The organism is Bifidobacterium sp. ESL1130 (assembly GCF_058507935.1).
Window position 1 is genome coordinate 1,726,898 of the sequence record NZ_CP196379.1, and the last position, 12,376, is coordinate 1,739,273.

7 protein-coding genes are annotated in these 12,376 nt (G+C 59.3%); 2 read left to right on the top strand and 5 right to left on the bottom strand.

Annotation, left to right across the window (positions count from 1 at the left end):
- Positions 1 to 56: 56 nt before the first annotated feature.
- The 4 genes from ACSYSO_RS06770 to ACSYSO_RS06785 all read right to left on the bottom strand — a co-directional run bounded on the left by ACSYSO_RS06770 (position 57) and on the right by ACSYSO_RS06785 (position 9,866).
- Positions 57 to 2,483: a glycoside hydrolase family 3 C-terminal domain-containing protein gene (locus ACSYSO_RS06770; RefSeq protein WP_491701712.1), complete on the bottom strand. Its 2,427-nt coding sequence runs from the start codon at positions 2,481 to 2,483 to the stop codon at positions 57 to 59.
- Positions 2,484 to 2,915: 432 nt separating this feature from the next.
- A complete protein-coding gene (locus tag ACSYSO_RS06775) occupies positions 2,916 to 5,786 on the bottom strand; it encodes a glycoside hydrolase family 3 C-terminal domain-containing protein (RefSeq protein WP_491701713.1) in 2,871 nt (956 codons plus the stop codon).
- Positions 5,787 to 6,215: 429 nt separating this feature from the next.
- Positions 6,216 to 9,347, bottom strand: coding sequence for a glycoside hydrolase family 3 C-terminal domain-containing protein (locus tag ACSYSO_RS06780; RefSeq protein ID WP_491701714.1), 3,132 nt, complete (start codon positions 9,345 to 9,347; stop codon positions 6,216 to 6,218).
- Positions 9,348 to 9,503: 156 nt separating this feature from the next.
- Complete coding sequence (locus ACSYSO_RS06785) at positions 9,504 to 9,866, bottom strand: ATP-binding protein (protein ID WP_491702079.1); 363 nt, start codon at positions 9,864 to 9,866, stop codon at positions 9,504 to 9,506.
- On the opposite strand from ACSYSO_RS06785, the gene ACSYSO_RS06790 reads away from it, so the two are divergent.
- Positions 9,756 to 10,376, top strand: a complete 621-nt coding sequence (locus ACSYSO_RS06790; RefSeq protein ID WP_489800033.1) for a methyltransferase — start codon at positions 9,756 to 9,758, stop codon at positions 10,374 to 10,376. The two genes, ACSYSO_RS06785 and ACSYSO_RS06790, sit on opposite strands and share 111 nt — an antisense overlap.
- Positions 10,377 to 10,800: 424 nt before the next feature.
- On the opposite strand, the gene ACSYSO_RS06795 is transcribed toward ACSYSO_RS06790, so the two are convergent.
- Positions 10,801 to 11,628 carry a LytR/AlgR family response regulator transcription factor gene (locus ACSYSO_RS06795; protein WP_489799998.1) on the bottom strand — a complete coding sequence of 276 codons (828 nt, stop codon included), beginning with the start codon at positions 11,626 to 11,628 and terminating at the stop codon, positions 10,801 to 10,803.
- A gap of 388 nt (positions 11,629 to 12,016) precedes the next feature.
- Between ACSYSO_RS06795 and ACSYSO_RS06800 the strand changes: the two genes are divergently transcribed.
- Entirely contained in the window at positions 12,017 to 12,241 is a 225-nt protein-coding gene (locus ACSYSO_RS06800; protein ID WP_489799997.1) for a hypothetical protein, read from the top strand.
- Positions 12,242 to 12,376: the final 135 nt, after the last annotated feature.

The following is a 12,376-nucleotide window of genomic DNA, read 5'->3' on the forward strand; positions in this document are numbered from 1 at the left end:
TCATTGCTCCATTCTTATCAAAATTGTGCGTTCGGGTCGGCTTGCAGCCGAGAGTCTCACTTCTCGCCCAGCTCCTTGGCCATGCGCTTGTTGGCTGAGGAATTGCGGAAGAATCCCGCAATGAACGAACCTGCTCCGCGGAAGGTGTGACCGTTGGCGATCTTGACAACTGCCTGCACCATGTCTTGGTCGATCATGCCCTGCGTCATCTTGCACATGGCGCGCGGAGGCATGTTGAGAATAAACAGCGTGTTCAGATCAGGCGAACCTGTCTTTTGACGCACCTTCTTCTCGCGGTTTGTCAGGAACTGCGCCACATGTCGTGCCACAAAGCCCTTCGATGTGACCCAAGAGGAAATCGGATCGTTTTCACCCAACACCTCAGGCTGGTATGGCTCAGGAAGCGCTCCCCCAAACAGGGCGTTCACTTCTTGGTCGGTGACCTGCTTGACCTGACCGGTCGCATAGTGCCCCAAGGCCGGATCAGCCGGGGTCAGCTCTTTGTCGCCACGCACATCGAGAGAAGCCGACAGCGGAAGATGTTCGACGTCGCCGCCCACCATCACGGTCCAAGCGCCAGACTCGGTGCACCACGAGTCGGAAGCCGTATCAAAGTTGCGGAACGTGGTCTCATCGAAATCGATGCGCACGCTCTGCGTTTCCCTCGCTTCGAGGAAAATCTTCTTGAAGCCCTTGAGCTCGCGCGCCGGGCGAATCATGCCACCGGTAGGTCCTGAGACGTACAGCTGCACCACCGTAGCGCCGGCCACTGCGGAATCGTTGGTCACCGAAACGGTGGCACCCTTGTCGTCCACGCTTAAATCGGAATAGGAGAACGAGCTGTAGCTCAGACCAAAGCCGAAGGGGAAACGCACCGGAACGCCGGCGGTCTCGTAGTAGCGATAGCCCATGAACAGGCCTTCGCGGTATACCGAATCGCGATCTGCGGCCGGATAAAACTCGGCGCTTGGGCAGTCTTCATACTTGAGAGGCCAAGTCTCCGCCAAATGACCGGACGGGTTCACCTTGCCGGTGAGCACACGTGCGGTGGCCGAAGCACCGGCCTGACCCGACAGACCGATGTACAGCATGGAGGACACGCTATCGAACCAGGGAAGCTCCACCGGAGAACCGGCTACGAGCACGATGACGACAGGCTTGCCGGTGGCCGCCAACGCCTTGACTAAATCATTCTGCACCTGGGGAATGGCCATGGTGGAGCGGTCGAGGCCTTCAGATTCGCTGCGCTCATCCAAGCCGACCACAGCCACCACCACATCGGTGGTATCAGCGGCAGCCAATGCCACAGCATCCTCAATGAGTGCGCGGTTCGGCTCACCTTGGCGGTCATAGCCCTGCTGATAGCCGGCGACCTCTACTCCGTCAATCGCCTTGAGCTCGTCGAGCAGGTTCTCTTCCTTCGTGGCGTTCACCTTGGAAGAGCCGGAGCCCTGATAGCGTGCGGTCTTGGCCATGTCGCCGATCACCGCCACACGCGCACCAGGCTTGAGGGGCAGCGTACCGTCGTTCTTGAGCAGAACGCTCGTGCCTTCTGCAACCTTGCGAGCCACGTCGTGATGAGCTTTCGCCACCTCGTCCGAGAGCAGGTCATCACGACCCACACCCTCGAAGCGGGTGCGCTCGGCGGTTTTCGCCACCTCGCGGGCACGGGCGTTGATATCGTCTTCGGAAAGCGTGCCGGCTTTGACCGCGGCAGTGAGCTCTCGCACCGAAGTGTAGCCGGGAGCCGGCATCTCCAGAGAACCGCCGGCCTTGACCGCGGCAACGGCCGAGTTCGACCCGCCCCAATCAGAGACCACCATGCCGTCGAAGCCCCACTCCTTGCGCAGGATGTCGGTGAGCAGGTGCTTGTTCTCGTGGGCGTAGACGCCATTGACCTGGTTGTAGGAAGTCATGATGACCCATGGGTGAGCCTGCTTGACCGCAATCTCGAAGGCAGTCAAGTACAGTTCACGCAGTGTACGCTCGTCGATGATCGAGTTCGACGCCTGACGGCGCAGCTCCTGGCTGTTGACCGCGAAGTGCTTCGGGCAGGATGCCACACCATTGCTCTGGATGCCTCGAATGAGACCGCTGGCCATATGCCCGGCCACCTGAGGGTCTTCGGAATAGTATTCAAAGTTACGGCCACACAAAGGGTTGCGCTTCATGTTCATGCCAGGGCCAAGCAGCACGTTCACATCCAGGTCGTGCGCCTCGCGTCCCAACGCCTCGCCCATGGTCTCAGCCAGTTCGGGGTCCCAAGAGTTGGCCACGGTGCCTGCCGTGGGGAAGCATGTGGCAGGCTTGGAGCCACCCAGACCGAGGTGGTCGCCAGCTCCGAGCTGACGACGAACGCCGTGCGGCCCGTCGCTCATCACGAAACTGGGAATACCTGCTCGCTCGTTGCCACGAGAATCCCATTCGGAAGCACCAGAAAGCATCGCCGCTTTCTCTGCTACAGAAAGTTGCTCAAGTTCCATTGCACCCTCCGCGAATCGCTGCGCATGCGCCACTCAGTGCCACTTTGCGCTTCACTACTACTATGTCTCAACGCTATTAAATCAGCTTGCACGCAGCGCACAGAACCGCCATACTCAACTTGTCGGTTTGCACGCATGAATCGAAGAGGAGACGCCAGACAACGCCCAAGCCTTCACTCACAGCGCATAGTGTCCCCGGTCTGCGAACTACCAAGCACCGCATCTGGGTCGTCCTTCACAGCACGGCGTTGCACGGGCATGGCCTGCGCATAATCGGCGGAACGAAGCGACATTAGACTCGGCCCCGCTGCCTGTCACCATTGCCATAAGCAAACGCGCGCAAACGTAAGCACCTGCTATAACGCAAGTGGGCGAGCACCGAAGCACTCGCCCACAGAACGGCACTATGCCGTCATACCTTCGTCTCTGCCGCTATCCGCGACGACGACGCAGGTAGCGCTGGATGGATACAATCTCCACGCCTGCCAGCAGCAGTACGAGGATGACGTCGACGACGACCAAGGCGATCTTCCATGCCGGGGTCTTCATCGCCGAGCTGTCCTCCGCGTAGGCGCCGCTGTTGACGACGGCGTAGAGGATGTGACGGCTGGCTTGGCGCAGCGACTTGACCGACGTGGCGTTCTTCTTGTCCTTCACCACGTTGGGGCCCTTGCCGTAGGTGGACAGCATGATGTCGACGCCGCGCGGGAAGGCATTGTCGGCATTCATGAAGCCACGGCCATCCTCACCGAAGGAATCAGTGAGCGCCATGCCGTTGAAGCCCCACTCATCGCGCATGATGGTGTTGACCCATCCCTGCTCGCCGGACCACTTGCTGCCCACGAACGCCCAGGCGACCATGGTGGCGTCGGACTTGCCGTTCTTCACGCTCAGCTCGAAGGGGCGCAGGTAGACTTCGCGGGCCGCCTGCTCGTTCGACCAGACGCTGACCATCATGGCATTGGAGTCGTAGAGCGCGAAGTGCTTGATGTAGGCGTACATGCCCTTCGACTTGGCGCCTGCCACCACGTTCTCGCCGATCTCGCCGGCCAACTGGCCGTCCTCCGAGTAGTACTCGAAGTTACGGCCGCCGATGGCGGTGCGGTGGGTGTTCATGGCCGGCGCATACCAACCGGTCACGCCCATCTCCTTGCCCATCTGGCCCATCATCTCACCATACTGGCGTGCCAGCTTCTGGCTCCAGGTGTTGGCCAGCACCACGGCGATCGGGAAGCCGATCGACCCCTGCTTGGTGAAGTTGTTGTTGATGGCGGCCGGACCGTCGCAGTCGGTGGTGGCTACCTTGCCGATGGAGTCCACCGCGGCGGTCTGGAAGCCGCCGAGCGAGGTGAGCTTGGTCATGTCGTCCACGCTCAGCTCGTCGAGCAGCTTGTCCCACTTCGGGTCGTTGGCGTCAAGCCCACGCAGATCCTTGAGCTTGAGGCCGTTCTTGGCACCGGTGGTGGGCATCTTGTCGTCCGGGTTGTTGTAGGTGGAGTGGTCGAAGTCCGCGTTGAGGTGGTAGTCCTTCGCGTACTTCTCGGGCATCACGTCGCTGGCGGGAGCCGCTACGACGGCGTCATGGTTGGCGAAGTGGTCCTTGCGGGACATGTAGGTCACGTCGCCGGCCACCTCGGAGATCTTGTTGGTCGCCGCGGTCTTGTCGCCTGGGCGCGGGTTGTCCTTGCCGTAGGTGACGGTCTTGGGAACCGTATAGGTGGCGGAGTCCAACACGTGGTGGGAGTCGGACTTGATGGCGATGCCATAGTCGCCCTGCTCGAGCACGTAGGCCTTGGCGCCCTTCTCATCGTAGGAGGCCAGCTGGGATACGGGGAAGGAAACCTTCACGCTCACGGACTCGCCGGGCTTGATGGTGTCGGTCTTCTTGGAAACCAGCAGGTTGGCCGAAGCCTTTTCGATGCCGCCGTTGGTGTATGGCGGGTCGGAGTAGACCTCCACGGTGTCCTTGCCTGCCACCTTGCCGGTGTTCTTCACATCCACGGTGAAGGTGAGATTGTCACCGCTCTTGGAGATCTTGCCCATCTTCTGCTCGAACTTGGTGTAGCTCAAGCCGTAGCCGAACGGGTATTGCACCACGTCGTCATAGTTGATGAAGCCTTCCTTGGCAGCCGTCTCGTAATACTTGTAGCCCACATAGATGCCCTCGACGTAATTGATGAACGAGGGATCAAGGTTCAGTGTCATCGTCTTGGAGATGGGCAGGTGAATGGCCTTGTCCTTCAAGTTGCTGTACTTGATCGGCTGGGAGTTGTTCCACCACGGCGCCTTGCTCATGTCATACAGGAACGTGTCGGTGGTGCGGCCGGAAGGATTGACCTTGCCGGTGAGGATGTCGCCGAGCGCGTCAAAACCGACGTTGCCGGGGGCCGGAGCCCACAGGGCCGACTTGATCTGCGGGTGTTCGTTGAGGAATCCGAGCTGCATGGGGTTGGAGCCGTTGTAGACGACGATGACCTTGTCGAAGTTCGCGCACACCGTGTCGACCATGTCCTTCTCGGTCTGGGACAGCTGCAGGTAGGATTCGCCGGGCTTGAAATCCTTGTAGGACTTGGAATTGTCCTTATATTCAGCCTTGCTCATATCGGTGGGCATGTCGCTGTAGCCTTCGCCACCCACGCGCGCCAGCGTGATGATGGCGGTGTCGGAGAACTGCTTGGCTTGGCTCATCACCTGGTCGTTGAGCATGTCCTTGGTCGCCTCGGGCAGCGACCAGCCGGAGCCGGACGTGGTGTTGACCACGGCGCGGTGACCGACCTTGTCGTACACCTTCGTCAGTGCGTCATTGGTCTTGAAGCCGGCCTTGTGCAGACCGTCCTTGAGCGACTCGATCTGGTAGTTCTCGTTGATGGCGCCGGAGCCGGTGCCGCCGTAGACCGGGTTTTCGGAAGCCCAGCCGAAGAGGTTGAGGTTCTTGGTCTGCTTGAGCGGGAGGGTGTCAGCGTCGTTCTTGAGCAGCACGAAGCCTTCACCGGCGATGTCGCGCGCCAGATCAGAGGCCTTGGCCGTAGTGGCGTCGGACACCTTCTGGCTCGTACCGCCCGAGGCAGCCAGGTTCAGCAGCGTGGACATGGGGCCGGTGAGCATCATGCTCACCGCTGCCACAATGGCCAATGCAGGTACCACGATGGTGTTCGAACGAATGAGTTTGCGAGCGGGCACGCTCACCTTGCGCACGGCGACCGCCACCACAGCGGCAATAAGAATCACGGCGACAATAAACGCCAAATACCATTTAATTGATTGGAAGACGCCTACGACGTCGGACCATGCTATACCAAGCATCACTGCTCCTTCTCTTCATGACTTCCCTGCCATGCAACCTTGCTGCTTCAGCGCAGCTGCCGCACCATAGCGGCAAAGAATCCCTCTCAGTCTATGCATCAACCCTGTTGCTGTCCAATTATGCGGGATGTCGCAATGCAGAATATCGCGTTCCAGACTTCCCCAACAGAGTGCGGAACACTCCAACCGCATCCTTTTCCTTCCGTGAGTACTTTTACCCCGCTCATCAGCAATGTCAAAACAAGAGAATGGCGAAATATCAACGTTTTTGATTGAACAGTATTGCGCATATGCTCGCCAAAGTACTCACGGAACGAAAATGATTGCAAAAGCCCCGCCTGAAGGCTGCGAAGCGCTTCAGACGGGGCTGAGGATGGCACCTGCGGGTGCCGTTGGAACTACCGATGCCTTGCCGGAACATGGCCGGCATCAGTCCTGAGACTGCTTGGCCTTTCCTTTCTTTGCCTTGGGGGCGCGGTAGCGTTCGGGGAACTCGCGCTCGTTCTTGCCGCGGCGAATCATCACAATCACCATGGCGACCGCGAAGAGCGCCACCAGCACATCAATAGCCACCAGCAGCTTGCGCCACGGGCTCATCGAAATGCTCATGGTCGAGCCTGGGGTCATGCCGTTCATGGCGTTCGAGTTGGCCACCATGTAAGCCACATTGTGCACCGCTGTGCGCATGCACGCTTTGGCCGTGGGGCTGTCATAGTCGGTGGCGTTGTAGCCGGGGGTCTGAATCATGTACATGTCACTGCCGGCGCGCATGGTCAAGTCACGCTGGGTCTTTGACTTCTCCATGAACAGATCGGTGACCACAGCTCCATGGAAGTTCCATTCGCCACGCAGCACGTCGGTGAGCAGGCCCTTGTGACCGAACCCGATCACACCGCCAATCAGGTTCTGGGCGCTCATCATGCCGGTCGCCGAGCGAATCACCTTGGTGTGTGCGTGCCCTTCGGAATCCAGGTAACGCTCTGTGCTCTTGGCTTCCTCGGCAGCAATCTGGAAGGGCTTGAGGTACAGCTCGCGCGTGGCTTGCTCATTGGCCCAGGTGGACAGCCCTTCGGAACGGAAGGTCTCCTGATCGTTGAGCGCGATGTGCTTCAAATAGCTGAACACACCTTTGTCGCCCGCACCAGAGATCGAGGCTGCGGCCAGCTTGCCTGAGAGCACACCGTCCTCCGAGTAATACTCGTAGTCGCGCCCAGAGAAGGCCGACCGGTGAATGTTGACCGCGGGAGCGTACCAGCCGTTGATGCCGGACTGCAAGCCTTCTTCTCCGATGCTGGAGCCCACCTTCTTGAGCAGGTCGGTGTTCCAGGTGGCTGCCATCACGTTGGCTCCGGCCCAGGAGGATGCCCCCTTGACGCTCCAGCCCATGGCACCGTCCTTGTCGACGGTGAGCGGTTTGCCGATGGACTCGATGTCCTTGGTCTGGTAAGCGGCCATGTACAGCAGAGACTGGATGTTTGCCTTGTCCTTGCCCCAGTCAAGCTGATCGAGCAGCTTATCCCACTTTGGGTCGTTGTACTTCAACCCGCGCAGGTCGATGAGCGAAAGCTTGTTTTTGGCACCGCTGGCGGGGTCGGAAGCAGCGTATACGTCACTGCCTTTGACATTGCCGAGCGTCTTGTCGCTCTTGGGATCGAAGTTCTGGTAACGGTCGAACTCGTCGATGGCCATCTGCGGGGCGGCCTTCTCTCGGTTCTGCGGACCGACGGGCTGAGTGCCGGCCCAATCGCTGCGGCTGAGCTGCTTGACCGTGGTGTCCATGTAGTCGTTCATGGTTTGGAACTCGTTGCTGGCGGCCTTGAACGACTTGCCTTCAGGCTTACCGGTGGGGTTGCCTTTGTCGTCAAGCACGGATTGGGCGTCCTTGTCGCTCTGCGTCGGGTCTTTGCCTTGGAACACCTTGGTCTGCGCAACGCTGACCTTCTGAGAGTCGATGACATCATGGGAGTTGTTCTTCAACGCCACGTCGTAGTCGCCGGCTTCGAGCAGATAGGCGCCGGTGGTGCCGTCGTCATTCTTGTGGTGGTAGTCGTAGGAGGCCATGTCGTCGCGCTTGAAGCTCAGCTTGAGCGTTTGCGATTCACCGGGCTTCAAGAGCTTGGTCTTCTTGAATGCCGCAAGGTTGGTGGCGGCCTTCTCGATCTTCGAGCTCTTGTCGAGGTCGGTGTACGGCGAAGTGTAGTAGAGCTGCGCCACGTCTTTGCCGGGTTTGTCTCCGGTGTTGGAGACCGTGACCGTGGCTTCTATGTTGGCACCGTCAGCCTTGATCGAGTCAAGTTTGCGATCAAAGGTGGTGTAGCTCAAGCCGTAGCCGAACGGATATGCCACAGCGCCGGGCTGGGCGAGCGCGCCTTGGGCGTCCACCGCACCGTAGGTGAAGCCGGGATCCACCGCGGCTGCGGTCTCATAGTATTTGTAGCCCACATAGATGCCTTCGGCATACTCTACGAAGGGACGCTGGATGGTGCCGAAGCTGGCACCGGGAATCATGTCGCCCAGCAGGGTGTTGTCCTTGACCGTGGCGTTGGTGTAATGATATTCGCCGAAGTTCGCGTAGGTGGGGTCCTTGGTGAAATCAGTGGGATAGATGTCGGTGAGACGACCGGAGGGATCGACGGTACCGTCCAGCACATCCGCCAGCGATGCGAACCCGCGCGAACCGGCCGTACCCGTCCACAGCACGGCGTCCGCTTGGGTGTCGCCGCTCATCAACGGAGCCACTTGCATGGGGTTGGCGGTGTTCAGCACCACAACCACTTTGCCACAGGTGCGCTTGGCAGCCTTGATGGTGTTCTGCTCGGCCTGTGTGAGCGCCAGATAGTGCGGGGTGCCGTCATTGTAACCGGTGGAACGCTTATCGATGCCTTCGGAGCCGTTGCGTGCGATGAACACGAGGCCTGTGGAGTCCTTAGTGGATCCGTCAAGGGCGTTGTAGATCGAGGGGTCGTACTCGTTGATCTGCGCTGATTTGCCTTTGTCCATCACGGCTTGCAGCGAGTTGTGATCGGCGTCCAACGCCGGTGTGCCGTCAGCAGCGCCCGGGAAGGAGGGCTTGGCACCCTTCATGGCTTTGACCGCAGCATCGTTGACTTGGAAATGCTTGGCGAGCTCCTTGTCCGGAGTGGCCATGCTCTTGTCGGTGGTGGCCGCCGCTCCGGAGCCGGAGTAGACCGGGTTCAGGTAGCCGTAGCCGAACGGAGTGACCGCGCTCTTGGACTTGAGCGGCAGCACGCCGTCGTTTTTGAGCAGCACGATGCCCTCGTCGGTAACCTGCTGCGAGACCTTGTCACTGGCCGCCTTGGCATCCTTCATCGACGACGTGGTCTTGGCGTTGTATGTGGCGTCCCAGGAGGAGGTGCCACTGGCTTTGTGCACCTCTACCTTGCCACGCCCCAGGTAGCTGTCGAGCACGCCGGAGAACATGCTCCCTGCAATGGTGAGTGCCACCGCCACCACGACCACTATGGCCACTATGGTTATCCAGATTTTCTTGAAGGTGCTGTTGCGCATCTTGAGCTTCTTGCCCTTCGCTTCGCGCGCCATGACCTCTCCTCTCCTTTGACGATTCCGACCGCAGCCATGGCTTGTCGCCGAACGCAGCCGTTACAGTACGGTCTTAGGCTAGGACGGAATGGGAGCCACAGGGAGGCGAGCGCGCGAACTGGCATCTCCACCGCGCCAACGGTTCAGGAACATGGTTCAGGAGCGCGATGCCTGAGGAAAAACTACCGATAGTGTGAAGACCCCATCCTGTGTGCGCACGCGCATCGTCCCGTCGTAATGCTTCACCTGTTGCGCCATGGAGCGCATGCCGAAACCGTGAAGATTCACATCCGCATGCGTGGTGCGCGGCAGACCGCCCACCATGGTCAACTCACCCGCAAAGTAATTGCGTTCCTCCACTCGCACAAAGCCCGCCTTGGCTTCCACGTTCATGTCAATGACCCGCAGGTGCGAATCGTCCAGCTTCATCACCGCCTCAACCGCATTGTCAAGCATGTTGCCGAACAGGGAGTACAGGTCGTCATCATCCATGAAATCCAGCGCCGACCCGTCTGCCATGCAGGTAAAGGCAATGCCGTGCTTGGAGCAGTACAGGCTCTGCTGCGAAAGCACCACGTCCAAAGCCGGGTTGCCGGTGTGGAAGAGCGAATCGACCTGGGTCACCGCACGCTGCGCCTGATCCACCAGCGCGGGTGCCGCACCACTGCCCGATATGGCGTTGAGCCGTTTGCGCAGATCATGGAAGGTGATGTTGATCTGTTCCATGCCGGCGCGCGACATTTCATAATGGCGGCGTTGCATGCGTGCGGTCCGGCGCATGCTCAGCAGGTCTTCCTTAAGCCTGTCGTTCGTGGCAGCGATGTTGAGAGCAGTGAGCACCAGCGCTGTGCAGATGGCGTCGTACAACACCAGCGAGGTCTGTACCTGCACCGGCCAGCCCACACCCACCACCAGGTTCGCCACAATCACGAAGAGCAGGAGACCCAATGCCCCGAGTACCCACATGGGCTTGTGCCGAAGCGCCTCATGATTGGCGCTGAATCGACGCCCAACCACCAGCCACGATAGTGCATACGTGAGCACATATACTGACAGATATAAGACGTAATAAGGAAGCGTGAAATACACGTCTCCGCGAGCGCCGGCAACGATGAGGATAAATTTAAGCACATCATAGGCGATGTGCTGCACTGCATACCCGGCACATACGGTAATAAGCGCCTCCACCCATGAGGCATGCGTAACCAAACGCGTCAGCAGCACGAGAACCGCCACACACGAGGCGTAGTAGACCAAGGCTTCATACCAGGTCTGAGAGACCGGAGAAAACCGCCCCAACCCCTCACCGTCAACACCGAAACCGTAAACCAACACCACTGCCGGAACGGCCAGCAGCCTCCACGAACAACGCCACTGCCGACGCGAACTGAACAATGCCGTGGCAACCATCAGTTCCACTATGAAGAACGAAAGCCGAATGTCGTAATGCACGTCAGCCTCCGTAATATGCCGCGAGCGCCTGCATCAGCGGTTTCTTTCTGGCGCGGCTCACCTGCAGCTCCTCACCATCCACACTCACGGTGCCACCGCCGCACCCACTCACCCACCGCAAGTTGACCAGACAATAGCGCGAAGCCATCACGAACGGTTCGCCTTCAAAGGCCTGTGCCGTGGAGCGCAACGTGCCCCACGCCTTGAGCACCCGCTGCGCTCCCACATGGTAGAGGATCTCGTGGCTGTATACCTCCACATACCGCACGTCAGCCGAACGGATGTACTCCACCCCGCCTGCACTGTGAATAGGGACAGTGACCCCGCGGCGCTCACGCATCAGGCTTTCTGCCTTGCTCATTTTGAGCGCCAGACCGTAATATTGCAGCGGCTTGACAAGGTAGCCTATGGCATCCACGTCGTAGCCGGCGGTTGCGTACTGCGCCATCACCGTGGTGAAGATCAGTACCACATCGGTGTCTATCAAGCGCAGCTTGCGTGCGGTCTCCAGACCGCTGATGCCGGGCATTTCAATGTCCATGAAAATGCAATCGAATACAGAGCGGGACGATGCGGAGGATGCCGCTGCCAGAGAGCCTTCGGCCGCTTTAGGATTCCGGTACGAATCACGACGCTCGTGGATGCCGTCGCGCTGTCCGCCGTCATCAAGCTGCCGATCTTGAGGATTGTAGGCCTTGAGCAAAGACTCGCCGTCACCGAACGTGGATACGCAATACGCCGACTCCCGTCCTTCGTAGTAGCGGTCGATCATGGATTTGGTCTGCGAGGCGTCGTGCTCGTCATCGTCCACCACAGCTATGCGGATCATCGTCTCCTCCTTGAAGATGTGATTCCACGGTAGCACCGCCATTGACACAACAACGACAACACAACGCCGACCGGTTACGCGCACCGCACTTGCGCCCCTCAGTACCACAGCCTTTTCCTCATCACGCAACACCTACCGGTTTAAGAATCATTCCCCAACAGTTGTTCGTATGCATCGTATATGCATTAATTGTCAATATTCACGAGTATCGTAGAACACAGCGTGGTTCCGCTCCGATGTTCACTCTCGAGTGTTCATCTCGATTGTTCACGCAGACACCACAATACAACAGAACATATTCCGCACGGCGGCCTGAAGCACTGGTAGTGCCATACACCCCGGCATACGGACATATACGGAACAACCACAGACCAAGAGGACGTACAACATGAGCACGCTTCCCACCACCAACCGCGCCGAACACGGCGATTTCACAAAGTCCGCACGCACGCGCCTGGTTGCGGGCATCGCCGCCGTAGCCACCCTGCTCACCGCCTTCGCCGCAGGCTCAGTCGCCCATGCCGGCAACACCGCCAGTGAAGCCCAAACAGCAGACGCAGCCTCCCAAAATAGCAATGACATTACCCCCCCCCCAGCAGAACCGGCACGCTAGGAACTGAACCAACCGCAAGCATCTCTACACAAGGCGCCGAAGCAGTCGCCACCCAAGCAAACGTAAAACTTCTCTATAACGAGACCACCACAGAAGTCCCTGCACAAGTCACACTGAGTGCAGCTCAGAACGCTC